This window comes from Aeromonas popoffii, from assembly GCF_037818705.1.
Taxonomy (GTDB): domain Bacteria; phylum Pseudomonadota; class Gammaproteobacteria; order Enterobacterales; family Aeromonadaceae; genus Aeromonas; species Aeromonas popoffii.
Genome location: NZ_CP149129.1, coordinates 1,596,723 through 1,622,175, shown reverse-complemented (window position 1 = coordinate 1,622,175; position 25,453 = coordinate 1,596,723). Strand labels below are relative to the sequence as shown.

Here is a 25,453-nt window from a genome sequence, read left to right as displayed (position 1 = left end):
CCTTCACCATATCATTACTGCACCATGAGATGCTGCACGCTCAATTCACTCATGTGTAATTAAGGTGCCATCAATGGCGTTCTGAGGCGAGGTTGATGGTGTACTTGGGCAGTTCCACCACCAGATCCTCGTCTGCCAGTCTAGCCTGGCAACTGAGGCGGGATTCCGGCTCCAGTCCCCACGCCTTGTCCAGCATGTCATCTTCCAGCTCATCGCTCGGCTCGAGGGAGTCAAACCCCTCCCGCACCACGCAGTGACAGGTGGTGCAGGCGCAGGACTTCTCGCAGGCGTGCTCGAGCTCGATACCGTTGCGCAGTGCCACGTCCAGAATGGTTTCGCCACTCTGGCCTTCGAGGGCAGCACCGTCCGGACAGAGCTCGGGATGGGGCAGAATAATCACTTTTGGCATATTACACCTTGTTGACGTTTTGTCCGGTCAGCACCTTGCGGATGGAGGCATCCATCCGGCGGGCTGCAAATTCGCCACTGGCAGCGTCCGCCGCCTCGATGGCATCTTTGATTTGATTGGTTGTCCCTGCGGCGCGCATGGCCAGCAGATGAGTGATCGCACTGTCGATGGTGGCGCGCTCGGCGGCGCTCAGCAGCATATCACCGTCAGCGGCCAGCGCGGCGTTGAGGCTTTCGACCACACGATCGGCCTCCACCTGCTGCTCTGCCAGCATGCGGGCATCCATGTCTTGCTGGGCATTGGCGATGGAGGCGCTCAGCATGGTGAGTATGTCCTCCTCCCCCAGCCCGTAGGAGGGCTTGACCTGGATCTCGGCCTGCACACCAGAGGATTTTTCCATGGCGCTGACCGACAGCAGACCATCCGCATCCACCTGGAAGGTGACACGAATGTGGGCCGCACCCGCCGCCATCGGCGGAATACCGGTCAGGGTGAAACGCGCCAGAGAGCGGCAATCGGCCACCAGTTCGCGCTCACCCTGTACCACATGGATCGCCATCGCGGTCTGGCCGTCCTTGAAGGTGGTGAACTCTTGGGCGCGGGCCACCGGTATGGTGGTGTTGCGCGGGATCACCTTCTCGGCCAAGCCGCCCATGGTCTCGAGCCCCAGGGAAAGCGGGATCACGTCCAGCAGCAGCATCTCGGCATCGGGCTTGTTGCCCACCAGAATGTCGGCCTGAATGGCGGCGCCGATGGCCACTACCTTGTCAGGGTCGATACGGGTCAGCGGCGGACGCTGGAAGAAATCGCCCACCCGCTCGCGCACCAGCGGCACCCGGGTGGAGCCACCGACCATCACCACTTCCAGCACTTCCACCTGCTCAAGATCCGCATCGCGCAGAGCGCGGCGGCAGGCCAGCAGGGTACGCTTGACCAGCGGCATGATGAGCGCATCAAACTGGCTGCGGCTCACTTCTCCCTGCCAGCCGGCAAAGGCACAGGGCACCCGAACGGCATCGGTCAGGCCATGTTTAACAGCCGCCGCCACGTCCAGCAGCTCGCGCTGGGTACGGGCGTCGAGCAGACCTTCAAGGCCGGCCTGCTCCTTGATCCAGTCCGCCAGCAGGTGATCAAAATCATCGCCCCCAAGGGCGGAGTCGCCGCCGGTGGCCATCACCTCGAACACGCCGCGATGCAGCCGCAGGATGGAGATGTCGAAGGTCCCGCCGCCGAGATCGTAGACCGCTATCACCCCTTCCTGACCGGAGTCGAGGCCGTAGGCGATGGCGGCCGCGGTCGGCTCATTGAGCAGGCGCAGCACGTGTAAGCCGGCCAGACGGGCCGCATCCTTGGTGCCCTGACGCTGGGCATCATCGAAATAGGCAGGCACAGTGATGACAACGCCATCCAGCTCACCGCCCAGTGCGGCGGCGCCCCGCTCGGCCAGTTTCTTCAAGATTTCGGCAGAGACCTGCACCGGGTTGACCAGCCCCTGACGGGTCTGAAACTGGGGCATGCCATTGTCGGCGGCCACAAACTGGTAAGGCTGCTGGCGGGTATCGATATCGGCCAGCGCCTTGCCCATCATCCGCTTGGCGGAGACGATGGTGTTGTGCGGATCGAGGGCCGCCTCGCGTTTGGCGTCAAAGCCGACCCGAATGGCATCAGCCTGGCCATTGTCAAACTGATAGTGCACCACAGACGGCAGCAGATCGCGCCCCTGCTCGTCGCAGAGGGTATCGGCGTGACCGCTGCGAACCGCAGCAACGAGAGAGTTGGTGGTGCCAAGATCGATGCCAACGGCACGTTTATGCTGATGAGGTGCGGCGCTCTGGCCGGGCTCGGCGATTTGCAGTAATGCCATGGGTAATCAAAATTCCAGCGTTAAAGGATCAAGACTCGAACAGCGAGTCTTCGAATCGTTCCAGCTCTTCGAGGAGCTTGTCGACAAACTTGAGTTTGCGAACGCAATCAGCCGCGCTCACATCATCGCCAGCGGCGAGATCCTGCGTCAGGCGTTGCATCAACAACTGGTGATCATGCCTGATTTCGTGGCGAAAATCCTTGATGGCACGCTCAGGCTCGGACTCCCCTTTCAGGTCGGCCAGCCGCTCACGCCACTCCAGCTGCTGCATCAGGAAGGTAGTGTCTTGCAGGGTTTGCTGCTCGCCACGAAGTTCGGTGCCGCGCAGGGAGAGCAGATACTCGGCTCGGCGCAGGGGCGCCTTGAGGGTCGTGAAGGCATCGTTGATCTGGGCGGCACGTTGCACCGCAACCAGTTGCTCCCGCTCGGGAGCCGTGGCAAAACGATCGGGGTGGAACTGGGTTTGCAACTGACGGTAGGTATCCGCCAGCTGACGGGTATCGAGCTCGAAGCCTTCAACCAGCCCAAACAGCTCGAAATGATTCATGCAAGCCTCTTAGACACGTTCGCCACCACCACACTCGCCCCTGAGGTGGGCGATATTGAACTGGCCGTTTCCGGCCAGTTCAAGCGGCAAAACATACCGTATGTCAAACCGGTTAGACATTGAAACTTTCGCCACAACCACACTCGCCCTTGGCGTTGGGGTTGTTGAACTGGAAGCCCTCGTTGAGCCCCTCCTTGACGAAGTCCAGCTCAGTGCCATCCAGATGGATCAGGCTCTTGGCATCGACGATGACTTTGACACCGTTTTGCTCAAACACCTGATCTTCATCCGCCAGCTCATCGACAAACTCGAGCACATAGGCAAGACCCGAACAGCCGGTGGTCTTGACGCCGAGGCGAAGGCCAATGCCCTTGCCCCGGTTGGTCAGAAAAGAGGAAACCCGTGCCGCTGCGGCATCTGTCATGGTAATGGCCATACTGCGCTCCTGACCTTAGAGACCTTTCTTCTGCTTGTAATCGGCGATGGCGGCCTTGATGGCATCCTCAGCCAGAATGGAGCAATGGATCTTCACCGGCGGCAGGGCCAGCGCTTCCGCGATGTCGGTGTTCTTGATGCCGGCGGCCTCGTCCAGCGTCTTGCCCTTGACCCACTCGGTCACCAGGGAGCTGGAGGCAATGGCAGAGCCACAGCCGTAGGTCTTGAACTTGGCATCTTCGATGATGCCATCGTCGCTGATCTTCAGCTGCAGCTTCATCACGTCGCCACAAGCCGGGGCGCCAACCATGCCGGTCGCTATGTTGGGATCGTTCTTGTCGAAGCCACCTACGTTGCGGGGATTCTCGTAGTGGTCGATTACTTTTTCACTGTAAGCCATATCTAACTCCTGCTAATTCCGTTGATCACTGATCCTGTGGATCAGTGATGAGCCCATTCGACCGTGTTCAGATCGACGCCATCTTTGTACATTTCCCACAGAGGAGACATCTCGCGCAGACGACCGATGGAGTCACGGATAAGCTTGATTGCGTAATCAATCTCTTCTTCTGTAGTGAAGCGACCCAAGCTGAAACGGATGGAGCTGTGCGCCAGCTCGTCGTTCAGACCCAGTGCACGCAGCACATAGGAGGGCTCCAGGCTGGCCGAGGTACAGGCAGAGCCGGAAGAGACCGCCAGATCCTTCAGCGCCATGATGAGGGATTCCCCTTCCACATAGGCGAAGCTGACGTTCAGGTTGCCCGGCACACGCTGTTCCAGGTCACCGTTGATATAAACGGCTTCGATGTCCTTGATGCCATCCCACAAACGTTGACGCAGAGCCATGATGTGTTGACCTTCGCTCACCATCTCTTCCTTGGCGATGCGGAAGGCTTCGCCCATGCCGACGATCTGGTGGGTCGGCAGGGTGCCAGAACGCATGCCGCGCTCATGACCGCCACCGTGCATCTGGGCTTCCAGACGCACGCGGGGCTTGCGACGCACGTAGAGGGCACCTATGCCTTTGGGGCCGTATACCTTGTGGGCGGACACGGAGAGCAGATCCACTTTCAGGGCTTCCACATCCACCGGGATTTTGCCCACGCTCTGGACCGCATCCACGTGCAGCAGGATCTTGCGGGAGCGGCACAGATCGCCGATGGCGGCAATGTTCTGCACCACGCCGATCTCGTTGTTCACATGCATGATGCTGACCAAAATGGTGTCATCGCGCAGGGCGCCTTCGATCTGCTCCAGGGTGAACAGGCCGTTCGGCATCGGCTCGAGGTAAGTCACCTCATAGCCTTCACGCTCCAGCTGGCGACAAGTATCGAGTACTGCCTTGTGCTCTGTCTTGGAGGTGATGATGTGTTTGCCCTTGCCAGCATAGAAATGGGCAACGCCCTTGATGGCCAGGTTGTTGGATTCGGTCGCGCCGGAGGTGAAGACGATCTCGCGCGGGTCGGCACCGATCAGGTCTGCCACTTGATTACGGGCCAAGTCTACCGCCTCTTCGGCTTGCCAGCCAAAGCGGTGGGAACGGGATGCTGGATTGCCAAACAGGCCATCCATGGTGAGACACTGCATCATTTTTTCTGCGACACGCGGGTCCACCGGACAGGTTGCCGAATAATCAAGGTAAATAGGCAGTTTCATGTTTTTCTCCGTTACAGCCAGGGTCACACATCGACCGACTGTGGAAAGCACGTTTGTTTATAGTTGGACTTTCAAGCTCACATCGCCGCGTTCTGCCCGATCAACCAAGGACAACACGGTTTTCATTTGTTCGTCTTGCTTGCCAGCGATCCGGCGCACATCCGCCTGACTCACCAGCTCTGCCAGGGTGATATCCCCCAGGAAACTGGAAATGCGCTCGCTAAGATCACGCCACAGGGAGTGAGTGAGGCACTGGGTGCCGCCGTGGCAACCGCCTTTGCCGAGGCACTTGGTGGCATCCACCGACTCGTCGACTGCGGTGATCACCTGACCGACCGAGATGGCGTCAGGGGCCAGACCGAGGCGATAACCGCCACCCGGGCCACGTACGCTACTCACCAAGCCATGCTTGCGCAGGCGGGCAAACAGCTGTTCCAGATAGGACAGAGAGATGCCCTGGCGTTCTGAAATATCAGCCAGAGGCACAGGCCCCTGCTCTGCATGCAACGCCACGTCGAGCATGGCAGTCACAGCGTAACGTCCTTTTGAGGTCAGTCTCATATGCCTTACCGTCTTGCGAACCAATCAACATGGGCATATGGTCACATACCCGACTAAAACAGTCAAGTATATGGTTGAGTAATACAGTCAGGTTTAATCCTGCGGTTTCGGCTTCTGTACCGAGGTCAAAATACCGCGCAAAATGTTCAGCTCCACCGTTTCCGGACGGGCCCGATTGAACAGGCGACGCAGCTTGCTCATCACCTGCCCGGGATGGTCGTCAGCAATGAAACCCGTCTTGAGCAGGGTCTGCTCCAGGTGCTGATAGAAGCCTTCCAGCTGGTCGGCACTGGGATAATCCGCCTCACTCACCACCTCGGGAGCCTGATCCTGCAACCAGTGCATCCGCACTTCGTAGCAGATAGTCTGCACCGCCATGGCCAGATTAAGAGAGCTGTATTCGGGGTTAGCCGCAATGGCCACGTGGTAGTGGCACTTCTGCAACTCGTCGTTGGTGAGGCCAGTGCGTTCACGGCCAAACACCAGGGCCACCGGATGCTTCATGCCTTCCACCACCACCTTCTCCCCCGCTTCGCGAGGATCCAGCATGGGCCAGCTCAGGGTACGGGAACGGGCACTGGTGCCTATGACCAGACCACAATCGGCAATGGCTTCATCCAGCGTCGGCACTATACGGGCATTGGCCAGGACATCGCTGGCACCTGCCGCCAGGGCCATGGCGTTGTCATCTGGCAAGGCCTGCGGATCAACCAACACCAGTTGGGTCAGTCCCATGGTCTTCATGGCGCGTGCCGCAGAGCCCATGTTGCCGGTGTGAGAAGTGTTTACCAACACGATACGAATCTGATCCAACATGCCCTGTCAATCTTCAGTCAAAAATGGCGCGCAATTGTAACATAGCCAATCGCTATTTTGGCACCGTAAAAGGCGCGCCATTTCACAACAAAACCCTCATTGTGTAGAACAAAGCATCATGAGCAGAGGCTGACCACTGGCTAAACTTGGAGGATGCGTGGATCTAGGAACGGAGGCAACATGTGCCCGCACTGGCTTTATGAGAGGTTACCAGTCTGCTATCTGCTGACCGCGGTCGGTATGATCACGCTCACCCAAACCCCCTTGCTCTGGCTGGCGGGCAGCCTGTTGTTTGTCGCAGGCGCTGTCATCTGGATGATGCGCTCCAGCTATCGACGTACCGACCTGATCATCTTTCCGACCAAACGCTGGTTCAAACCGGAGTGGCTGTACGAGGCGCAACCCTTCGTCTGGCTGGCGCTGGGTCTGTTGCTCTCCCGCCTCCCCAACGCTGCCGCCCTGCTGGCTGTGATCCCTTGTGTCTGGGCCTGTCGCTGCCTGTGGGCTCGCAGTCACTACCGCCACCATGCCAGTGGCCTGGTATTACACCTGAGACGGGACCCCGCCCGTCGGCGCAGAGTGCGACTCCTGCGCTGACGCGGTGCGCGCCCGTTCGATGAAGGTAGCAAGATCCATCAGCGGATAGCGCATCAGGCTCGGCAAGCCATCCAGGTCCAGGCTGTCCATCAGGTTCTTCACCTCCAGTCCCAGCTCGGTATCCCCTTCAATCTTCAGCTTGCGTTGAAAAAAGAGAGAATCAGGATCTTCCTTGCGACCGGCGATCAGGATGAGGTCATTGGTGGTGCCGCTGAAGCAGACATCTGCCCGCTCACAATGGCGGGCCACCACCAGTTTTCCATCCTGTTCGCTGATGAACCAGCTGAGCTCGAGATCCGACACCTCGACCCTGAGCCATTTGCCGGCCAGAAATTCGAAATCACCCTCCTGGATGGCTTCCTTGAACACCCGCGCCAGCAGGCGCTCCATCAGGTGCTGCTGCAGCGCAAACGGCACCAGCTTGAGGGGGCGGCGCAGAAAGCGGGGAGCCTGTTCGACCAGGCGAGATTGCAGTTGTTGAAACACGATAAACTCCCAGTTTTTGCGCATTCAAACACAAGGCCACGCGCTGGATCCTGTTGAAAATCAAACTTGTGCCGACTTACCTCAAGAAGGGTAAAGCCACACAAAGCTGCCTCAGGTCAAAAAGTGGGAAGGCATCGATGAATACAATCGGGCCACTTTTGCATTTTTTGCCCTCTCGGAGCGTACCCGATGGAATTACTCTGTCCGGCAGGTAGTTTGCCGGCACTGAAAACAGCCGTGGATAACGGGGCCGATGCGGTTTACATCGGTTTCAAGGATGACACCAATGCCCGCCACTTTGCCGGCCTCAATTTCACCGACAGCAAGCTGGAAAAAGCGGTGGACTACGTGCACCAGCATGGCCGCAAGCTGCACATCGCCATCAATACCTTCGCCCATCCGGGATCGGATACCAGATGGAAGCAGGCAGTGGACCGGGGTGTGGCGCTCGGGGCCGACGCCCTGATCATCGCCGATCTCGCCGTGCTCGATTACGCCAGCCGCCACCATCCGGACATGGAGCTGCACGTTTCAGTGCAGGCCAGCGCCACCAACGCTGCCGCCATCCGCTTCTATCAGCAGCATTTCAACGTTGGCCGAGTGGTGTTGCCACGGGTGCTCTCCATGCATCAGGTCAGGCAGCTGGCCCGCGAGACTGACGTCGGTCTCGAGGTGTTCGCCTTCGGCAGCCTCTGCATCATGGCGGAGGGACGTTGCTACTTATCCTCCTACATGACAGGTGAGAGTCCCAATACGGTGGGAGCCTGCTCACCGGCCAAGTTTGTACGCTGGGAGGAAACACCGAGTGGCCTCGAGTCCCGCCTCAACGAGGTGCTGATCGACCGTTACGGCCCGGGTGAAAACGCCGGTTACCCTACCCTGTGCAAGGGCCGCTTTGAGGTGGATGGCCAGACCTACCATGCGCTGGAGGAGCCGACCAGCCTCAACACCTTGGGGCTCTTGCCAGAGCTGTTCCAGACCGGGATCCAGTCGGTCAAGATAGAGGGGCGCCAGCGCAGTCCCGCCTACGTGGAGCAAGTCACCCGGGTCTGGCGCGCGGCCATCGACGCCTACCAGGCCAATCCCGAGGCCTATAGCGTCAAAGCCGAGTGGGATACCCAGCTCGCCCGCGTCTCCGAGGGGAGTCAGACTACTCTCGGCGCCTATCATCGTCAGTGGCAATAAAGGATCTCAACCACATGCAATTCTCTCTCGGGCCTCTGCTCTTCTACTGGCCCAAAGCCGATCTCCAGGCCTTTTATGACGCCGCGACACAGAGCCAGGCGGATATCATCTATCTGGGGGAAACGGTCTGCAGCAAGCGCCGTGAACTCAAGGTGGATGACTGGATCTCCCTCGCCCGCCAGGTGGCGGCCTCAGGCAAGCAGGTCGTACTCTCCACCCTGGCGCTGATCTCGGCCCCCTCGGAGCTCAAGGAGGTCAAACGGCTGGTCGACAATGGCGATCTGATGGTCGAAGCCAACGATCTCGGCACGGTGCAACTTGCCTGGGAGGCGGGGATCCCGTTTGTCTGCGGCCCGGCCATCAATGCCTACAACGCCGACGTGCTGCGTATGCTGCTCAAACAGGGGATGACACGCTGGGTGATGCCGGTGGAGCTGTCGCGCGACTGGCTGATGCAGCTCAATCAGGATCTGGGCAGCGCTCGCCAGCAGTTCGACGTGGAGGTGTTCGCCTACGGCCACTTGCCGCTCGCCTACTCAGCGCGCTGCTTCACCGCCCGCTCCCTCGACAAGCCAAAGGACAACTGCGAACTCGCCTGCATCCACTATCCCACAGGCCGGCTGGCCAGCAGCCGCGAGGGGCAGAAGGTGTTCAACCTCAACGGTATCCAGACCCAGTCAGGTTACTGCTACAACCTGGGCAACGAGATCACAGGCATGGAGGGTCTGGTGGACGTGGTACGCCTCTCCCCCGAAGGACTGGACACCCTTGAGATGCTGGATCGCTTCAAGGCCAATCAGCAAGGTCAGGCCCCCCTCTCCCTGCAACGGGAGCGTGACTGCAACGGTTACTGGCGCCAGATCCCCGGTATGAGTCTGGTGGAATAACGCCGTACCGATACCAGAACGCAGGCAAGCCTGAGCGCGCCCGCCACGGTTACTGGTGCCAAATATCCCCGGTATGAGTCTGGTGGAATAACGCCGTACCGATACCAGAACGCAGGCAGGCCTGAGCGCGGCCACCACGGTTACTGGTGCCAAATATCCCCGGTATGAGTCTGGTGGAATAACGCCGTACCGATACCAGAATGCAGACAGCAAAAAGGCCTCATCATTGAGGCCTTTTTTACATCGCGAGCACCAGCAATCAGTAGGCCTGCTTGCTGCTCTTGCCCTGTGCGCTCTGGGTCCCCGGCGGCACGGGTTTGCGCGCCATCAGTTCCAGCTCGAGCAGGGCATATCTGTGCTCGATGAAGTCGTACACGTTGTTGGCGAGTCCCAGCTTGAAGTAGCTGATGGCTTCCTTGCGGTTGCCCTTGGCCAGTTCAAATTTGCCGAGGTAGAAGTAGGTTTCACTCAAGCGCTCGGCAAGCTCCCGGTTATCCTTCACCCCTTTAACCACGTTGCTCATCAACTGGGTCGCATTGATCTCGCCGGTGTAAAGGCGCACCAGATCCCAGTTCCAGGCGTCGTCGTCATACTTGTTGAGACGCTCGCGCATCCGGCTCATGGCGGCTGGCGCATTGAGCTTTTGCTCGGCCAGATAGAGCCAGATCACCCGATAGGGATCTTCTGGCTGCGCTTCATAGAAGCGTTTCATATCGGCGGCGGCCAGCTCGGGACGATTGCCGTAATAGAGCGCAATGCCACGGTTGAGATAGGCATAGTCATAATCGGGAGCCAGCTCGAGGGCAGAATCAAATGCCTCGTAGGCTTCGTCATAATTCTGCTGCTGCACCAGATAAACGCCGATGAAGTTGTAGGCCTCGGCAAAATCCGGTTTCTCCCGCAAGGCCCGGTTGAAATCCAGCCTCGCCAGGGAGCGCAAGCCAACCCGGTCAAACACCACGGCACGCTCATAAAACAGTTCAGCCCGTTGCTCGGTGGTCAACTCCATCTCACCGAGCATTTGCCCGAGTCGTGCCAACGCCAACTCGCTCTGGTAAGAGACCTGCAGGGGGGTCGCCAATACCAGTGAAGCGGGTTGCGGCTTGGGAACTTGAGGCGCTTCAACCTGACTGCTACTGCTGCAACCCCACATGGGGAGCAGCAACAGGATACCAAGGAGGTATCCAATCCCTTTCCTGACGTTCAATGAACACTCCGACGCTGACGCTTGACCCCGCATATGGTAAAGGTCAACCGACACTTTGTCATGTGGCTGAACCTCTCTCCCTCAAATAAATCAGGATTCGACAGGGTATCCGGCATCACACCAGCCCCGAAAACCACCATCGACGCTGACAACCCGGCTATACCCCATCTTCTGCAGGTTATCCGCCACCAGGATGGAGCGAAATCCCCCACCACAATAGAGGTAGAGCTCGGTGGCCGGATCCGGATAGCGCGTCTCGATATCGCGCTCAATCACGCCACGACCGAGGTAAACCGCGCCAGGCAGATGGCCCCTGCCCCACTCGCTCTCCTCACGCACGTCGATCAGGTGAAAGGCACGTCCCTCATTCTGCCAACGTTTTATCTGGTGCACGTCAGTCTCTGTTACCTGAGGACGGATCGCCTCGACCAGCGCCAGAAAACGTGGATTATGTTGCATGGTTTGCTCCTTGCCTTGAGTAATAGGACATTGATGATGAGTAGCATCATGACTCACTCGGCCCATAAGAGAAAGGGCGCCTCACGGCGCCCTTGTCGATTACGGCAGGATCTCTTGCTGATCCGCGCCCTCTTTTTCCACCGGAGTCGGCAGCATGTGCTCCCGTTTAACCCCGAGGAACATGGCGAACGAACTCGCCACATAGATGGAGGAATAGGTACCAAATGCCACACCTATCACCATGGCTACCGCAAACCCGTGGAGCAGGGCGCCGCCTTTGAGCAGCAACGCCAGCACCACCACGAAAGTCAGACCCGAGGTAATGACGGTCCGACTCAAGGTTTCGGTCATGGAGAGATCCAGGATGTACTCGGTATCCCCCTTGCGCACCTTGCGGAAATTTTCCCGCAGGCGATCGAACACCACTATGGTGTCGTTCAAGGAGTAACCTACCAACGTCATCAGCGCCGCCAGCACGGTCAAATCGAACTCATACTGGAAGAAGGCAAATACGCCCAGGGTGATGACAACGTCGTGCACCAGGGAAACGATCCCCCCCAACGCCAGACGCCATTCGAAGCGCACCGCCACGTAGGCCATGATGCAAAGGATGGATGCCAGCATAGCCAGGGCACCATCGGTAGCCAGTTCATCGCCCACTGAAGGGCCGACGAACTCGACGCGCTTGAGCACGGCCTCCGGATCAATCTGCTGGGCAGCTGCCAGCACCTGATTGCCCTGCTGCTCTACCCTGACCCCCTCTTGCGGAGTCATACGAACCAACACGTCACGGCTGGAGCCGAAGTGTTGCAGGGTTGCCCCTGCAATCTTCTGCTCATCCAGCACCTTGTGGATCTTGTCCAGGCTCACCGACTGCGGGAATCCCACCTCTATGGTGGTGCCGCCAGTAAAGTCCAGACCCCAGTTCAGACCCCGATCGAACAGGAAGAACAGGGAGATCACCATCAGCAGGGTAGAGAAAACCACACCCGGCTTGGCATAGCGCATAAACGGGATAGGTTTTTCAAAATGTAGAATCTGAAACATGTCTCTTCCTTAGATCGGCAGCTTGTCGATATGCCGTCCACCCCAGACCAGATTGATAATGGCGCGGGAAACCGTGATGGCAGTAAACATGGAAGCCGTCAGACCAATACCCAGCGTCAAGGCAAAGCCCTTGATGGCACCGGTACCGATACCGAACAGGATCACACAGGTGATGAGCGAGGTGACGTTGGAGTCGGCGATGGTCGAGAATGCGCGATCAAAGCCCAGATGGATGGCCTGCTGCACACCGCGACCGTTGCGGATCTCTTCCCGGATACGCTCGAAGATCAACACGTTGGCATCCACCGCCATTCCCAGCGTCAAGACGATACCGGCAATGCCCGGCAGTGTCATGGTGGCCCCCGGGATCATCGACATGATGCCGACAATCAATACCAGGTTGATCACCAGCGCCAGGTTGGCCACCCAGCCGAAGGCACGGTAGTAGATCCCCATGAACAGTACGATCACCAGCATGGCCCAGCCGATGGCTTCCATCCCGCTGTCGATGTTCTGCTGACCCAGGCTTGGGCCTATGGTGCGCTCTTCCACAATCTGGATGGGGGCAATCAGGGCACCGGCACGCAACAGCAGCGCCAGGTTATGGGCTTCATTGGCGTTGTCGATACCCGTGATGCGGAACTGGCTGCCAAGACGCGACTGGATGGTGGCGACGTTGATCACCTCCTCCTGCTTGCGGAACTTGCGCTTGCCATCCGGACCGGGTTGGCCCACCGGCTTGTACTCGATGAAGACGGTCGCCATCCCTTTACCGACGTTGTCCTTGGTAAAGTTGGCCATCTTGTTACCACCCTGGCCATCGAGTTTGATGTTGACCTGAGGGCGGCTGTACTCATCGAAACCGGACTGGGCACCCACTATGTGGTCACCGGTCAGGATCACCCGCTTTTGCAGCACAACCGGACGGCCGTGGCGGTCGGTATAGACCTTGGAGCTCGGCGAAACACGGCCATCAGCGGCAGCCTGGATATCAGCGGTTTCATCGACCATGTGGAATTCCAGGGTCGCGGTTGCCCCCAGGATCTCCTTGGCGCGGGCAGTATCCTGAATACCGGGCAGCTGGACCACTATGCGTTCAGCGCCCTGCTGCTGGACCAGCGGCTCAGCCACCCCCAGTTCGTTCACCCGGTTACGGATAATGGTGATGTTCTGCTCGAGAGCATACTTTCTCACCTCTTTGATCTTGGCATCACTGAGGGCAGCGTTGAGAACGAACTCGTCCCCTTTCTGCTCTGTGGTGAAGTTCAAATCCGGGTTCTGACGACGCAGATAAGAGATGGCGCGTTCCTGATCCGCTTCATCACGGAACAGAACCTGTACCTGATCACCGACCCGGCGCACGCCGGAGTAACGGATCTTCTGGGTACGCAGCTCGGTGCGAAAATCCTGCACCATCTGCTCTTGCTGCTTGGTCAGTGCCTCGGCCATGTCCACTTCCATCAGGAAGTGCACACCACCGCGCAGATCCAGACCCAGCTTCAGCGGTGCAGCACCGATGGCTTCAAGCCAGGCCGGCGTGGAGGGCGCCAGGTTGAGGGCGGTAATGAAGTTGTCGCCCAGCTTGTTGGCGACGACGTCGCGCGCCTTGAGCTGTTCTTCGGTGTTCCTGAAGCGGATCAGAATGAAACCATGCTCGAACGCAGCATGCTTGACCGGGATCTGAGCCGCCTCTAGGGCCTCTTTCACCAGATCAAGCGTCTCTAGCTTGACTTCGGCACCCCGGCTGGCAGAGATCTGCAAGGCCGGGTCTTCGCCGTAAAGATTGGGGGCTGCATATAGAAAACCGATGGCGATCACGAAGACCACCATCAGGTATTTCCACAGCGGATAGCGATTTAACACGCTGTGCTCCTCGGGAGATTAAAGGGACTGGATAGAACCCTTGGGCAGAACGGCAGAGACGAAATCACGTTTGATGGTAACTTGAGTCTGATCATTCAGGGACAGCACTATGTATTCGCTATCGGCGGACACCTTGGCGATCTTGCCAACCAGGCCACCTGAGGTGAGCACTTCATCACCCTTTGCCAGGGAGCTCATCAGGTCACGATGAGTTTTGGCACGCTTGGCCTGGGGACGATAGATCATGAAGTAGAAGATAAGGCCGAACACGGCCAGCATGATGATCATTTCCATGCCACCACTCTGTGCACCCGGAACTGCGCCTTCTGCATATGCCTTGGAGATAATGCTCATTTAACAACCTCTTATTTGATGTAGATTTGATAACTAACTTATATATCGTTGTTATTTAACGTCATTTTCAGCTAATGGAGGCACAGGCTTCCCTTGCCGACGGTAAAACTCAGTTACAAAGTCGTCTAATTTACCCTGCTCGATCGCGTCCCGCAAACCCTGCATCACACGCTGGTAATAACGCAGGTTGTGAATGGTGTTCAGACGGGCACCGAGGATCTCGTTGCACTTGTCCAGATGGTACAGATAGCTGCGGGTGTAGTTCTTGCAGGTGTAGCAATCGCAATCGGCATCCAGAGTGCTGGTGTCGCTGCGATACTTGGCGTTGCGGATCTTGACCACACCATCGGTGGTAAACAGATGACCGTTGCGGGCATTGCGGGTCGGCATCACGCAGTCGAACATGTCGACCCCGCGGCGCACCCCTTCAACCAGATCTTCCGGCTTGCCCACCCCCATCAGGTAGCGCGGCTTGTCGGCCGGAATTTTCGGGCAGACGTGCTCGAGGATCCGGTGCATGTCTTCCTTGGGCTCGCCCACCGCCAGACCGCCAACCGCATAACCGTCAAAGCCGATCTCCAGCAGGCCGTTGAGGGACACATCCCGCAGATCTTCATATACCGAGCCCTGGATGATGCCGAACAGGGCATTTTTATTGCCCATGGCATCAAACTTGTCGCGCGAGCGCTTGCCCCAGCGCAGGGACATCTCCATGGACTTGCGCGCCTCTTCGTAAGTGGCCGGATAGGGGGTGCACTCGTCGAAGATCATCACGATGTCGGAGCCCAGATCGTACTGGATCTCCATGGATTTCTCGGGGTCGAGGAAGATCTTCTCGCCATTGATGGGGTGACGGAAGTGCACACCCGCCTCGGTGATCTTGCGAATGTGTCCCAGGCTGAACACTTGGAAACCACCTGAGTCGGTCAGGATCGGGCCCTGCCAGTTCATGAAGTCGTGCAGATCGCCGTGGGCGCGCATCACTTCCTGCCCCGGCCGCAGCCAGAGGTGGAAGGTGTTGCCAAGCAGGATCTGGGCACCGGTCTCACGCACTTCTTCCGGGGTCATCCCCTTGACGGTGCCATAGGTACCAACCGGCATGAAGGCCGGCGTTTGTACCACGCCACGTTCGAACACCAGTTGACCGCGACGGGCACGGCCATCAGTGGTTTTCAGTTCAAATTTCATTGTTACCTCGTTGCGTCAGAGAAACAGTCTGACAATAGAGAGCCCAAAGGCCCGGTATATAAGGGCGAGGCTTATGCCACTGCCCGGCGACGGGTGACAAACATCGCGTCCCCGTAGCTGAAGAAACGGTACTGCTCGGCCACGGCGGCCTGATAGGCTGCCATCACCTGATCGTATCCGGCGAAGGCACTGACCAGCATGATCAGGGTCGACTCCGGCAGATGGAAGTTGGTGACCATGGCATCGACTACCTGAAACTGGTAGCCGGGGAAGATGAAGATGTCGGTGTCGCTGAAAAATGGCGCCAGCGGCTTGCCCTGGGCCAGGCTCACCTTGGCGGCGCTCTCCAGGGAGCGTACCGAGGTAGTGCCGACGGCGATGACGCGACCACCACGGGCACGGGTCGCCGTAATGGCATCCACCACCTCCTGCGGCACTTCGGCATATTCCGAGTGCATGTGGTGATCTTCAATCTTGTCCACCCGCACCGGCTGGAAGGTCCCCGCCCCTACATGTAGGGTGACGAAGGCCGTTTCAACCCCTTTGGCGCGGATCTTTGCCAACAGCGGCTCATCGAAGTGCAGGCCGGCGGTCGGCGCGGCGACTGCACCCGGCTTCTGGTTGTAGACAGTCTGGTAGCGCTCCTTGTCGGCATCCTCATCGGGCCTGTCGATATAGGGCGGCAACGGCATGTGACCGATGGCGTCCAAAATCTCCAACACCGGACGCGGGTCGAGGAAATGGATCTCGAACAGGGCATCGTGGCGGGCCCGCATCTCGGCTTCCACCCCACCATCCATGATCATCCGGGTGCCCGGCTTGGGCGACTTGGAGGAACGCACGTGAGCCAGCACGCTGTGCTCGTCCAGGATGCGCTCCACCAGCACCTCCAGCTTGCCGCCGCTGGCCTTCTGGCCAAACATGCGCGCCGGAATGACACGGGTGTTGTTGAATACCAGCAGATCACCGGGGTGGAGCTGGTCCAGCACATCCACAAATTGACCATGGCGCAGGGCGCCGCTTTGACCATCGAGCTGCAACAGGCGGCTGGCAGTACGCTCTGCCATCGGATAGCGGGCAATCAGCTCGTCTGGCAGATCAAAATGAAAATCGGATACTTGCATCTTTCACCTCGGGGGAATCGGCGGCTAGTCTAGTTATCCCCCTCTTCCAAGGCAACCCAAAAGACCAAAAACCCAAGAGAGACAAGGGATAGCGAGCAATATTGAGACACACCTCCGGTTAATGATTCTTTAATGATCTGTATTGACCCTGATCATGTTCTATTCAGGAGGGGTGAGCTAGGGTGAAAGCAGATACACAAGGAGGCCCACCATGATGACTTTATCCGAGATCATGACAGAACATCCCTTCACCCTGGGTCCGGAAAACAGCGTCAAACAGGCGATGGATCTGATGCAACAGGAGCAGATCCGCCACATCCCCATCGTCGACGAGCACCGTCATCTGCTGGGTCTGGTCACCCTCACAGACATCCTGGCCACCCGCGAGTCCAAGCTGCTGCTCATCAACCCGGAGCGGGAAGCGGAATTCACCGACAGCGTCCAGCTCGACGAGATCATGACCCGCCAGGTGGCGAGCGTGGATCCCCACGCCGGCATCAAGGAAGCGGCCCTCTACCTGCAACGCCACAAATATGGCTGCCTGCCGGTGCTCAGGGGGCGCAAACTGGTAGGCATAGTCACGGAGTCAGATTTCATTGCAGTTGCCATCAACCTGCTCGAACTGATGGAAGAACAGGAGCCGCCCAGCGATTCTGATCTTTAAATTCTGTAATAAAATTACAATAAAAGCGTTTTCAGCACATGAAATCAGCAATAAAGCTGAAAGACTTCCATTTTGATTGAAAAATTACACCACAGACTTGCTTTGTGATCTACATCACACTATTATCTGCCCCATGCAATAGTTGCCGAGAGGGAGACGAGGGATTGTGCACCCAGCCTCTTCCTCTCATATGTCTGCAAGTTTGCACACCCCGTAGTTAGTCTTTGCTGTAAAGCTTTTGTTTACATAGCCATTCCTTGTTTGATGACCCGGCCTTGTCCTCACGACAGCGCCGGGATTTTTTTTATCTGCACGATCCTGCCCCACCCCACTTTGTTACATGCGTCACGCAGCACGTCACTGCCACGCCCTGCCCGTCCCTGAAGGGGATGCCCATTCGGCCCTTGAAAATCCAGGGTGCCGCACAGATGTTAATCTCGACAAGGGGTTACCTTGGCACGTCAGAAATAATCATGTTTAGTACAGCAGCGGTAGATTATCTAATAGATAGATTGAAGTGATTCAAAATTGCGGCTTTAGCCGATTAGGAGAAGCCCCTATGATGAATCCATCGAACGTTAAACGCCTGATCCGGATAGACTCTTCAACACCAGACGGGCATATGTACATCACCAAGGAGCAAATACATGTCTACCTACATCAACACTGCAATCAAGCCGTTCAACGCCACCGCCTACCACAATGGCAAATTCGTTCAGGTGTCTGACGCTGACCTGAAAGGCAAGTGGTCCGTGGTGTTCTTCTACCCGGCAGACTTCACCTTCGTTTGCCCGACCGAGCTGGGTGACCTGGCTGACAACTACGCCGAATTCAAGAAGCTGGGCGTCGAGATCTACTCCGTCTCCACCGACACCCACTTCACTCACAAGGCGTGGCACGACACCTCCGACACCATCCAGAAGATCCAGTATCCGATGATTGGTGACCCGACAGGCGCCATCACCCGCAACTTCGGCGTGATGATCGAAGAAGCCGGTCTGGCTGACCGCGGCACCTTCGTCATCGACCCGCAGGGCATCATCCAGATCGTTGAAATCAACGCTGGCGGTATCGGCCGTGACGCTCTGGAACTGCTGCGCAAAGTCAAAGCGGCCCAGTACGTTGCCTCCCACCCGGGTGAAGTGTGCCCGGCCAAGTGGAAAGAAGGCGATGCCACCCTGGCCCCGTCCCTGGATCTGGTAGGCAAAATCTAAGCCTCCGCTTCCAAGACCGGCCCATTCAAGGGCCGGTCTGCTTTCTGGCCTGACAAAACGCCGACCCGCAATCACAAGAAGGAATTGGAAGATGTTGGATACCAACCTCAAACAACAGCTGAACACCTATCTGCAGTACATCGTCAGTCCCATCGAGATCAGCGTGTCCGGCAACGACAGTGACAAAACCGCCGAGCTGCTGGCGCTGGCCCGCGAGATAGCCGAGATGTCCCCCAAGATTGCCATGACTGATGGCAACAATGCCCGCAAGCCTTCCATGAGCATCGCGCCGAAGGGCGAGATCCCGCGCGTTCATTTTGCCGGCATCCCCATGGGTCATGAATTTACCTCTCTCGTGCTCGCCCTGCTGCAAAGCGGCGGTCACCCCTCCAAGGCCGATGCGGCCGTGCAGGAGCAGATCCGCAATCTCAAGGGCGAGTTCCACTTCGAGACCTATATCTCCCTCTCCTGCCACAACTGCCCGGACGTGGTGCAGGCGCTGAACCTGATGGCGACCTTAAACCCCGGCATCACCCACACCATGATCGACGGCGCCCTGTTCCAGGACGAAGTCACCGAACGTCAAATCATGGCGGTGCCGAACGTCTATATGAACGGTCAGCCATTCAGCCAAGGCCGCATCTCGCTGGAAGAGATAGTGGCCAAGCTCGATACCGGCGCGGCCGATCGCAAGGCCACCGAGCTGAGTGAAAAAGCCCCCTACGACGTGCTGGTGGTCGGTGGTGGCCCGGCTGGCGCCGCAGCCGCCATCTATGCCGCTCGTAAAGGCATTCGCACCGCCATCGTCGCCGAGCGCTTCGGTGGTCAGATGATGGACACAGTCGGTATCGAGAACTTTATCTCCGTGCCCTACACCGAAGGTCCCAAGCTGACCGCCAGCCTGGAGCAACACGTCAAGCAGTACGGCGTGGAAGTGATCACAGAGCAGCGCGCCGCCGCCATCAGCAAAGATGGCTATGTGAATGTGGATCTCGCCTCCGGCGCCACCTTGAAGAGCCGCGCCGTGATCCTGGCAACCGGTGCCCGCTGGCGCGACCTGAACGTGCCGGGCGAGCTTGAGTACCGCACCAAGGGCGTGGCCTACTGCCCGCACTGCGATGGCCCCTTCTTCAAAGGCAAGCGGGTGGCGGTGATCGGGGGCGGCAACTCAGGTGTCGAGGCTGCCATCGATCTGGCCGGCCTAGTCGAGCATGTGACCGTGGTGGAATTTGCCGATACCCTGCGTGCCGACGAGGTGCTGCAGAAGAAGGCTCGCTCCATGGGCAATATCGACATCATCATGAGCGCCCGCACTACCGAAGTGATTGGTGATGGCAGCAAGGTGGTCGGCATGGATTACGAAGATCGCACTACTGGTGAGATCAAGCACTTAGGCGTGGCGGGTATCTTTGTGCAGATAGGCCTGATCCCCAACACCGAGTTCCTGAAAGGGAGCGAGATTGCCCTGACCCGTTTTGGCGAGATCGAGATCGACACCAAGGGCGCCACTTCCCTGCCCGGCGTCTATGCCGCCGGTGACGCCACTACCGTGCCGTTCAAGCAGATCATCATCTCCATGGGAGCGGGTGCCACTGCTGCACTGGGTGCGTTTGATTACCTCATCCGCAATGCGGCGCCGGACGCCACCGAGGCATCCGCCAAGGCCGATGGCGTGACCGCCTGATAATCCTTTTACCAATAAAAAGCCGGCTCCCTGGAGCCGGCTTTTTTGTCCACGTCATTCAGACCGCTAGGCCGGCCCGGACGACTCAGGCGTGGCATAGCTGGCAGGAACGGCCTCCCCCGCCAGATCCGTTCTCGGCTCCAGCTCAGGCGTCATGGGCGTATTGGGCGGCACCGGCATGAACACCTGATGATCGGCCAGGGGAATGGGGGCCCGCTGTCGCTTGCGCCACCCCAGATACGCTGTCAGCAGGGTGCCGCACAGGGCGAAATAGACAAACAAGCCCTGCGGCCCAAACTGCAGCATGACGAAAGGCGCCAGCAGCGGCCCTATCATGGCCCCCAGGCTGTAGGCGAGCAGCAGCCCCTGATTGGCCCCCAGCACCTGATCCGGACGCAGCTCATCGCAGGCGTGACTCAGGCTCAGGGGATAGATGGAAAACGCCATCCCTCCCAGCAAGAACACCAGAGTGCCGGTGACAGGTTCGCGCCAATCCTCCGGCAACAGCACCATCAGCAGGGCGAGCAGAGTCAGCACGGCGCCGAGCAGCAGGATCACCAGCCGCCTGTCATAGCGATCTGACATACGGCCTATGGGGTACTGCAGGCACATGCCCCCCAGGATAACCAGTGCCATCATCTCCGCCACCCGCGAAAGCGAGGCACCGCTGTCGGTAAAGTAAAGTGGCAGCAGGCCGTAGATGGCGCCGAGGATCAGGCCAGAGAGGAAGCAGCTGCCCATGCCAGCCGGGGTGAGCCGCACCAGATCGATCACCCCGACCGGTTGGGGCGCGACCATGGCGGGCGTCGCCACCCGGGAGAGCGCCAGCGGCACCACAGACAAGGTGGCTGCCATGGCGCACAGGGCAAACGGGGTCAGCACCATGGGGTCCACCCACTTGAGCAACAACTGGCCCATCGCCAAGGATCCGTAGAGCAGGATCATGTAGAGCGACATCAACCGCCCCCGGTTGAGCGGGGTGCTTGAAACCAGCATCCAGGACTCCAGCACCACGAACAGGCCACCGGTGGCAAAGCCCCCCACCAGCCGCAGTGCGGCCCAGCTGACGGGGTCCACCACCATGCCGTGCAACAGAAACAGAAAACAGAGCAGGGAGGCGTAGGCCGCATAAGCCCGGATATGGCCGACCCGTATGATAAGGCGAGCGTTGACGAAGCCCCAGCACCAGACCACCGAAATAGGCAGCCGACACCAGACCGATGGCCTGTACCGACACCTGCTCGGCCGAGAGGCGCACCGTCAGCAGGGTATTGAACATGCCGTGGCCCAGAATGAATATCACCAGACTGGCCAAGGGTGAGAACAACCTTGTGAGCGTCATGGGGTCTTCCTGTCGGGCTAAACAACCATGGTACCGTTTGCTTCCCCCCCACTTCAACCCAACCGGCCCTGCCACGACCACACTATGCTTGATGAGACCCACCATTGAGGTAACCAAGATGAAACCTGTCCTGTTATTGATTGGCCTGCTCTTTGCTGGCAGTGCCCTCGCGTTTCACTGCCCCGCAGACATGAAGAAGATCGATGATGCCCTCGCCGCAGGCCCCGCCCTCAGCGCCGAGCAGCTGGCCGAGGTGAAGCAGCTCAGGGCCGAAGGAGAAACCCTGCATAATGCGGGCAAACATCAGGCATCCGTCGATACCCTGGCCAAAGCCCTGGCCCTGCTCGCACCGGCCAAGTCCTGACGCAGCCCACGACTGAGGTTGCCCTGATGCAGGGCAACTGTAGGTGACTCAACAAGAGCAAGCCCCCGCCAAACTGGCGGGGGCTTTTTACTGGCAACAGTCTGGGCGGCACGCACCGGCATATCAGCCTCTGACTGGCATCATCACCGGCAGCGTCCCCCTTTCCTTCATAGTGGCGGCCTCTTTTGCACCACGATCTTCATGACTAGGGTCCAGGTGCGGCGCCAGGCACTGGGCAGGGCCGACGGCGGCTCATGGAGATGGTGCCAGCCGAAGTTGCCGAGAAAATCACGGCGGCGCTCACCATCCCCGCACCGGTGTCCACTGACGTGCCCAGGGGCTGGTCTGGCAAGACAAGATGGGATTGCGAACCGGGCACCGGGCGGCATGCAACTACGCCGCCGATGTCGAAACCGGCCCCGAACACAGCTTCCGAGGCAAAGAGATGGTCCTTTCTGTGGCACAGTTAGCCACTTTTGCGACTGAATAATCGAAAGGTTGAATAACAGGAACCGCGCCATGGTTAACCAGTCCATTTGACGCCCCCTTCACCCAATAAAAAGAGGGAGGCATGATGCCTCCCTCACTCTTTGGCCCTGATACCTCGCGGGTTGGGCCTCACCTTCTGTTAACTGACTTGCATTAAGATTAACAGCTAAGAACCCTTATTCGGGTTAATACACGCAACATGATAGTGAGTCGTTCTCCAACCCCACGTTTGTGTGCCGTATCGCATGTCGACTATATAGGCAGTATTGAATGCTCCACCGAACAATGATGCCTCACTTGACCAGTAACGGTTACTCGCCCCCCCGCACTGCCCATTCAGGGGCCAATAGTTCTCAGTACACATCACAATATTACTAGTCGGATTGGCAGCTGTCTGTTCTGTAAATAGATCTCGCAGCTCTTTTATAGTTGGCAAGCGATACCCTGGCTTATTGCGACAATGACTAAAGGCATCAGTCCTATCCCGCGTTGTCGTGTCAGGAGTGTCGAATTTGGCTAATAGAGAACCCGTAACTACCACAGCAGCCTCCCCGACGACACTGCCATCGTATGTAGCAGTGATGGTGGTGCGGCCCAATCCCTGGCCGGTAACCCTGCCCTTGTTAGGGCCGCTGTCGTCGACGATGGCGATGCTGCGTTCGTCACTCTCCCAGCTGACATCAGTGGTTACGTTACGATTCTCACCTTTAGACATGATGGCTACAGCAGTTAAATCTACATAGCCGCCTACCAGCATAACGTTATCGCTGGGTTCGACCTCTATCCTTTCCACGAATACATCATTTGTGACGCGCACAACAATGTCTTCCTTTACACTGTTTTCCTCATCAATTTTGTATGTGGCAGTGATGGTAGTCTGGCCGACCGCGAGGGCTTCAACCACGCCTTCATCGTCGATGCTGGCTACGTCCTGGAACTCACTCGTCCAGGTGAGATCATCCTCCGTGGTGACGTTCGCAGTACTTCGATCAGACAGGGTGGCTTTAGCCAGAAGCTCCAGATGTATACCCCCAACCGGCAGTTCGATCGGCGCTTCGAACGGCTCATTGGTAACTCCGTTTAGGATCGCCAGACTTGTCACGAAGGCATCTGTGACGGTCACAACAGCTGCTGCCACTACATCGGGCTGCCCATCAGTAATGTAGCGAGCAGTGATGGTGGCCGTGCCCGGCTTGTGGGCAGTAACCTCACCCTTCTGATCGATTGTGGCTACGTCTGAATGGCTACTGACCCAGTTGAGAGCCTTCTGCTCGGTGACGTCCTCTAAGGTGGTATCAGACATGGTGGCTTGAGCCCGAAGCTGCTGATGTAGCCCAGCCGCCAGATTGTTCGGCGCTACGATCGGCTCGTCCTCCTTGTCGAGGATCGCCAGTGACTGCACGAAGGCAGGAGTGATCCTCAAGCGAGTCGTGTCTCTGAACTGCGTGTTATTGACCACACCGGATGCAGTGAACTCGACAGTGCCAGCCGATATGGCAGTAACAAAACCGATGGGGCTGATGGTGGCTATTTTTTCGTCGCTACTCTCCCAGTTGAGATACTGATTCGTGGTGACATCGTGCGTAACGCCATTAGACATCCTGACTTGAGCCGTGAGGTTCTTAGTTTGCCCTAGCGGCAGAGTGCCAGCGTGGCCGTTGATCTGAAGCTCCTTCACGGTTTCAGGTGTGATGGTCACCACGGCAGAGTCGCGGAACGTCTTGCCATTGGCCACACCGGATGCAGTGATGGTGGCAGTGCCAACCTTATGGCCGGTGACAGTGCCCTGGTCGACGGTGGCTATGTCTTCGGCGTCGCTACTCCACTTGACTGTACTATCAGTGGTGACGGGCAGTTTATCGCCATTATCCAGGGTGGCTATAGCCTCGAAATCCTTCTGTATCCCTATTGGCAAATCGTATTTTTTGGGGGTGATCTGTAGATCAGTCACGATTCTATTGGTGATGTTCACCTTAACCGTTTCGCTGAACGACTGGCCATTGGCCTCACCGGATGCAGTGATGATGACGGTGCCAACCTTATGGCCGGTGACAATGCCCTGGTCGACGGTGGCTACGTCTGGGTCGCTGCTACTCCACTGGACTGCAGGATCAGCGGTGACGTCCAGTACACTGCCATCTTCAAGGATGGCTTCAGCCTTGAGGGACTTATGTAGATCTACCGGCAGATAGGAAACGGCGGGGGTGATCTGCAAACTCACTACCGATACATCCGGAGGTATATCAGTAGGTCTCTCAGAGCTATTTGAACCTCCACTACAACCTGATATAAAAAGCAATGAAATCAACGTTAGAAAAAAACCAACGCATCTTTTAATGTTTAAAACAATCATCATTAAGCACCATTAATTAAAAATGGAAAATTAAACAAACATGTTATGTCTATAGAAAGCGTTCTTCCATGTCAAATATTATTTCATCCCCCCCCTCGAGGTTACACGCCATAGAAAAGATTCACCCGAATACAAAATTGCAATTGACGCCCCCTCCGGCAGGAACCCACTATAAACGTTGTGCTCCTTGCACATTGTTGTTTTAACGGCATCTCTTACTCCACTATCAAGAGATAACCACCGAAACAATGAACGAGACGCATCAAAAAATTACATTTACATTTACATTTACATTCAACTTTTCTACAAATGAAGTCATCCCTACTGCCGCTACGGCAACCCTAAAAAATACAACAAGGTCACGTTTACGTACATTCATTAACATGTAAACCCATCACATCTTCAATATGTGATTAATTTATCGTTCATTGACGCAATGATCAACCAAGTCCGGACACCCCGTTAGGCCAGGGTAAACTCATGACTACTCACTTTTATTCACTCCGTTAAAGCCACTCAGGATCACCTGCTCCAGATAGCTGCTGCTCATTGCTACCATCTCTTGCTTGCGCCCGACGCCCACCTTTTTGCTTGGCTCCGAGCGCAGTATGTTCAGCGCCATAGGGCTTACCGCTGCCAAGTTGGCTGAGGCCTCCGC

At 57.7% G+C, this 25,453-nt stretch carries 25 protein-coding genes and 1 pseudogene; 7 read left to right on the top strand and 19 right to left on the bottom strand.

Annotation, left to right across the window (positions count from 1 at the left end; all coding sequences use genetic code 11):
* Positions 1-70: 70 nt before the first annotated feature.
* From fdx to trmJ, 8 genes are all read right to left on the bottom strand, one after another.
* Positions 71-409 carry an ISC system 2Fe-2S type ferredoxin gene (fdx, locus tag WJM78_RS07725; RefSeq protein ID WP_212512669.1) on the bottom strand — a complete coding sequence of 113 codons (339 nt, stop codon included), beginning with the start codon at positions 407-409 and terminating at the stop codon, positions 71-73.
* A gap of 1 nt (position 410) precedes the next feature.
* A complete protein-coding gene (gene hscA, locus WJM78_RS07720) occupies positions 411-2,273 on the bottom strand; it encodes a Fe-S protein assembly chaperone HscA (RefSeq protein ID WP_339014923.1) in 1,863 nt (620 codons plus the stop codon).
* Positions 2,274-2,301: 28 nt separating this feature from the next.
* Positions 2,302-2,820: a co-chaperone HscB gene (gene hscB / locus WJM78_RS07715; protein WP_108536484.1), complete on the bottom strand. Its 519-nt coding sequence runs from the start codon at positions 2,818-2,820 to the stop codon at positions 2,302-2,304.
* A 112-nt stretch (positions 2,821-2,932) separates the two neighbouring features.
* Complete coding sequence (gene iscA, locus WJM78_RS07710; protein ID WP_042034411.1) at positions 2,933-3,256, bottom strand: iron-sulfur cluster assembly protein IscA; 324 nt, start codon at positions 3,254-3,256, stop codon at positions 2,933-2,935.
* Between the two features lie 15 nt (positions 3,257-3,271).
* Positions 3,272-3,655, bottom strand: coding sequence for a Fe-S cluster assembly scaffold IscU (gene iscU, locus WJM78_RS07705; protein ID WP_339014921.1), 384 nt, complete (start codon positions 3,653-3,655; stop codon positions 3,272-3,274).
* Positions 3,656-3,696: 41 nt separating this feature from the next.
* Positions 3,697-4,911: an IscS subfamily cysteine desulfurase gene (locus tag WJM78_RS07700; RefSeq protein ID WP_108536485.1), complete on the bottom strand. Its 1,215-nt coding sequence runs from the start codon at positions 4,909-4,911 to the stop codon at positions 3,697-3,699.
* A 57-nt stretch (positions 4,912-4,968) separates the two neighbouring features.
* Positions 4,969-5,472, bottom strand: coding sequence for a Fe-S cluster assembly transcriptional regulator IscR (gene iscR / locus WJM78_RS07695; protein WP_042034415.1), 504 nt, complete (start codon positions 5,470-5,472; stop codon positions 4,969-4,971).
* Positions 5,473-5,565: 93 nt separating this feature from the next.
* A complete protein-coding gene (gene trmJ, locus WJM78_RS07690; RefSeq protein WP_339014917.1) occupies positions 5,566-6,288 on the bottom strand; it encodes a tRNA (cytosine(32)/uridine(32)-2'-O)-methyltransferase TrmJ in 723 nt (240 codons plus the stop codon).
* Between the two features lie 180 nt (positions 6,289-6,468).
* On the opposite strand from trmJ, the gene WJM78_RS07685 reads away from it, so the two are divergent.
* A complete protein-coding gene (locus tag WJM78_RS07685) occupies positions 6,469-6,885 on the top strand; it encodes a hypothetical protein (RefSeq protein ID WP_339014915.1) in 417 nt (138 codons plus the stop codon).
* Here WJM78_RS07685 and ubiT read toward each other — a convergent pair.
* Positions 6,832-7,371, bottom strand: a complete 540-nt coding sequence (gene ubiT / locus WJM78_RS07680) for a ubiquinone anaerobic biosynthesis accessory factor UbiT (protein ID WP_339014914.1) — start codon at positions 7,369-7,371, stop codon at positions 6,832-6,834. The two genes, WJM78_RS07685 and ubiT, sit on opposite strands and share 54 nt — an antisense overlap.
* Before the next feature lie 189 nt (positions 7,372-7,560).
* On the opposite strand from ubiT, the gene ubiU reads away from it, so the two are divergent.
* Positions 7,561-8,556, top strand: a complete 996-nt coding sequence (ubiU, locus tag WJM78_RS07675; RefSeq protein ID WP_339014912.1) for a ubiquinone anaerobic biosynthesis protein UbiU — start codon at positions 7,561-7,563, stop codon at positions 8,554-8,556.
* Positions 8,557-8,570: 14 nt separating this feature from the next.
* Complete coding sequence (locus WJM78_RS07670; protein ID WP_339014910.1) at positions 8,571-9,443, top strand: U32 family peptidase; 873 nt, start codon at positions 8,571-8,573, stop codon at positions 9,441-9,443.
* A gap of 259 nt (positions 9,444-9,702) precedes the next feature.
* Here the strand turns inward: WJM78_RS07670 and nlpI are convergent, their stop codons facing one another.
* The 7 genes from nlpI to queA all read right to left on the bottom strand — a co-directional run bounded on the left by nlpI (position 9,703) and on the right by queA (position 16,685).
* A complete protein-coding gene (gene nlpI, locus WJM78_RS07665) occupies positions 9,703-10,650 on the bottom strand; it encodes a lipoprotein NlpI (RefSeq protein WP_282960468.1) in 948 nt (315 codons plus the stop codon).
* 90 nt (positions 10,651-10,740) lie between these two features.
* A complete protein-coding gene (locus tag WJM78_RS07660) occupies positions 10,741-11,109 on the bottom strand; it encodes a rhodanese-like domain-containing protein (protein ID WP_042034422.1) in 369 nt (122 codons plus the stop codon).
* A 99-nt stretch (positions 11,110-11,208) separates the two neighbouring features.
* A complete protein-coding gene (secF, locus tag WJM78_RS07655; protein ID WP_108536491.1) occupies positions 11,209-12,156 on the bottom strand; it encodes a protein translocase subunit SecF in 948 nt (315 codons plus the stop codon).
* A 9-nt stretch (positions 12,157-12,165) separates the two neighbouring features.
* On the bottom strand, positions 12,166-14,019 hold the full coding sequence (gene secD / locus WJM78_RS07650; RefSeq protein ID WP_042034424.1) for a protein translocase subunit SecD: 1,854 nt from the start codon (positions 14,017-14,019) through the stop codon (positions 12,166-12,168).
* A gap of 18 nt (positions 14,020-14,037) precedes the next feature.
* A complete protein-coding gene (gene yajC / locus WJM78_RS07645; RefSeq protein WP_042034425.1) occupies positions 14,038-14,373 on the bottom strand; it encodes a preprotein translocase subunit YajC in 336 nt (111 codons plus the stop codon).
* Positions 14,374-14,424: 51 nt separating this feature from the next.
* Positions 14,425-15,561 carry a tRNA guanosine(34) transglycosylase Tgt gene (gene tgt, locus WJM78_RS07640; protein ID WP_339014902.1) on the bottom strand — a complete coding sequence of 379 codons (1,137 nt, stop codon included), beginning with the start codon at positions 15,559-15,561 and terminating at the stop codon, positions 14,425-14,427.
* A gap of 71 nt (positions 15,562-15,632) precedes the next feature.
* Positions 15,633-16,685, bottom strand: a complete 1,053-nt coding sequence (gene queA / locus WJM78_RS07635) for a tRNA preQ1(34) S-adenosylmethionine ribosyltransferase-isomerase QueA (RefSeq protein ID WP_042034427.1) — start codon at positions 16,683-16,685, stop codon at positions 15,633-15,635.
* Positions 16,686-16,896: 211 nt separating this feature from the next.
* Between queA and WJM78_RS07630 the strand changes: the two genes are divergently transcribed.
* The 3 genes from WJM78_RS07630 to ahpF all read left to right on the top strand — a co-directional run bounded on the left by WJM78_RS07630 (position 16,897) and on the right by ahpF (position 20,247).
* Positions 16,897-17,349 carry a CBS domain-containing protein gene (locus WJM78_RS07630; RefSeq protein ID WP_339014900.1) on the top strand — a complete coding sequence of 151 codons (453 nt, stop codon included), beginning with the start codon at positions 16,897-16,899 and terminating at the stop codon, positions 17,347-17,349.
* Between the two features lie 647 nt (positions 17,350-17,996).
* Positions 17,997-18,563, top strand: coding sequence for an alkyl hydroperoxide reductase subunit C (gene ahpC / locus WJM78_RS07625; RefSeq protein WP_042034429.1), 567 nt, complete (start codon positions 17,997-17,999; stop codon positions 18,561-18,563).
* Between the two features lie 91 nt (positions 18,564-18,654).
* Positions 18,655-20,247, top strand: coding sequence for an alkyl hydroperoxide reductase subunit F (ahpF, locus tag WJM78_RS07620; protein ID WP_339014898.1), 1,593 nt, complete (start codon positions 18,655-18,657; stop codon positions 20,245-20,247).
* A gap of 66 nt (positions 20,248-20,313) precedes the next feature.
* On the opposite strand, the pseudogene WJM78_RS07615 reads toward ahpF, so the two are convergent.
* A pseudogene (locus WJM78_RS07615) lies at positions 20,314-21,589 on the bottom strand (MFS transporter).
* A 118-nt stretch (positions 21,590-21,707) separates the two neighbouring features.
* Between WJM78_RS07615 and WJM78_RS07610 the strand changes: the two are divergent.
* On the top strand, positions 21,708-21,953 hold the full coding sequence (locus tag WJM78_RS07610; RefSeq protein ID WP_339014896.1) for a hypothetical protein: 246 nt from the start codon (positions 21,708-21,710) through the stop codon (positions 21,951-21,953).
* Positions 21,954-22,608: 655 nt separating this feature from the next.
* On the opposite strand, the gene WJM78_RS07605 is transcribed toward WJM78_RS07610, so the two are convergent.
* Together WJM78_RS07605 and WJM78_RS07600 are read right to left on the bottom strand one after the other, a co-directional pair.
* Complete coding sequence (locus WJM78_RS07605; protein ID WP_339014894.1) at positions 22,609-24,663, bottom strand: Ig-like domain-containing protein; 2,055 nt, start codon at positions 24,661-24,663, stop codon at positions 22,609-22,611.
* 616 nt (positions 24,664-25,279) lie between these two features.
* A complete protein-coding gene (locus tag WJM78_RS07600; RefSeq protein WP_339014892.1) occupies positions 25,280-25,417 on the bottom strand; it encodes a hypothetical protein in 138 nt (45 codons plus the stop codon).
* Between the last annotated feature and the right edge of the window lie 36 nt (positions 25,418-25,453).

What these genes read in the sequence shown, in the direction of transcription:
- WJM78_RS07670 (WP_339014910.1), top strand. Translation starts at nt 8,571, where the DNA reads ATGCAATTCTCTCTCGGGCCTCTGCTCTTCTACTGGCCCAAAGCCGAT.
- hscB (WP_108536484.1), bottom strand. Translation starts at nt 2,820, where the DNA reads ATGAATCATTTCGAGCTGTTTGGGCTGGTTGAAGGCTTCGAGCTCGAT.
- yajC (WP_042034425.1), bottom strand. Translation starts at nt 14,373, where the DNA reads ATGAGCATTATCTCCAAGGCATATGCAGAAGGCGCAGTTCCGGGTGCA.
- WJM78_RS07610 (WP_339014896.1), top strand. Translation starts at nt 21,708, where the DNA reads ATGAAACCTGTCCTGTTATTGATTGGCCTGCTCTTTGCTGGCAGTGCC.
- ubiU (WP_339014912.1), top strand. Translation starts at nt 7,561, where the DNA reads ATGGAATTACTCTGTCCGGCAGGTAGTTTGCCGGCACTGAAAACAGCC.
- trmJ (WP_339014917.1), bottom strand. Translation starts at nt 6,288, where the DNA reads ATGTTGGATCAGATTCGTATCGTGTTGGTAAACACTTCTCACACCGGC.
- WJM78_RS07700 (WP_108536485.1), bottom strand. Translation starts at nt 4,911, where the DNA reads ATGAAACTGCCTATTTACCTTGATTATTCGGCAACCTGTCCGGTGGAC.
- WJM78_RS07630 (WP_339014900.1), top strand. Translation starts at nt 16,897, where the DNA reads ATGATGACTTTATCCGAGATCATGACAGAACATCCCTTCACCCTGGGT.
- tgt (WP_339014902.1), bottom strand. Translation starts at nt 15,561, where the DNA reads ATGAAATTTGAACTGAAAACCACTGATGGCCGTGCCCGTCGCGGTCAA.
- queA (WP_042034427.1), bottom strand. Translation starts at nt 16,685, where the DNA reads ATGCAAGTATCCGATTTTCATTTTGATCTGCCAGACGAGCTGATTGCC.
- fdx (WP_212512669.1), bottom strand. Translation starts at nt 409, where the DNA reads ATGCCAAAAGTGATTATTCTGCCCCATCCCGAGCTCTGTCCGGACGGT.
- hscA (WP_339014923.1), bottom strand. Translation starts at nt 2,273, where the DNA reads ATGGCATTACTGCAAATCGCCGAGCCCGGCCAGAGCGCCGCACCTCAT.
- iscA (WP_042034411.1), bottom strand. Translation starts at nt 3,256, where the DNA reads ATGGCCATTACCATGACAGATGCCGCAGCGGCACGGGTTTCCTCTTTT.
- WJM78_RS07685 (WP_339014915.1), top strand. Translation starts at nt 6,469, where the DNA reads ATGTGCCCGCACTGGCTTTATGAGAGGTTACCAGTCTGCTATCTGCTG.
- iscU (WP_339014921.1), bottom strand. Translation starts at nt 3,655, where the DNA reads ATGGCTTACAGTGAAAAAGTAATCGACCACTACGAGAATCCCCGCAAC.
- secF (WP_108536491.1), bottom strand. Translation starts at nt 12,156, where the DNA reads ATGTTTCAGATTCTACATTTTGAAAAACCTATCCCGTTTATGCGCTAT.
- WJM78_RS07600 (WP_339014892.1), bottom strand. Translation starts at nt 25,417, where the DNA reads ATGGCGCTGAACATACTGCGCTCGGAGCCAAGCAAAAAGGTGGGCGTC.
- iscR (WP_042034415.1), bottom strand. Translation starts at nt 5,472, where the DNA reads ATGAGACTGACCTCAAAAGGACGTTACGCTGTGACTGCCATGCTCGAC.
- ahpF (WP_339014898.1), top strand. Translation starts at nt 18,655, where the DNA reads ATGTTGGATACCAACCTCAAACAACAGCTGAACACCTATCTGCAGTAC.
- ahpC (WP_042034429.1), top strand. Translation starts at nt 17,997, where the DNA reads ATGTCTACCTACATCAACACTGCAATCAAGCCGTTCAACGCCACCGCC.
- WJM78_RS07660 (WP_042034422.1), bottom strand. Translation starts at nt 11,109, where the DNA reads ATGCAACATAATCCACGTTTTCTGGCGCTGGTCGAGGCGATCCGTCCT.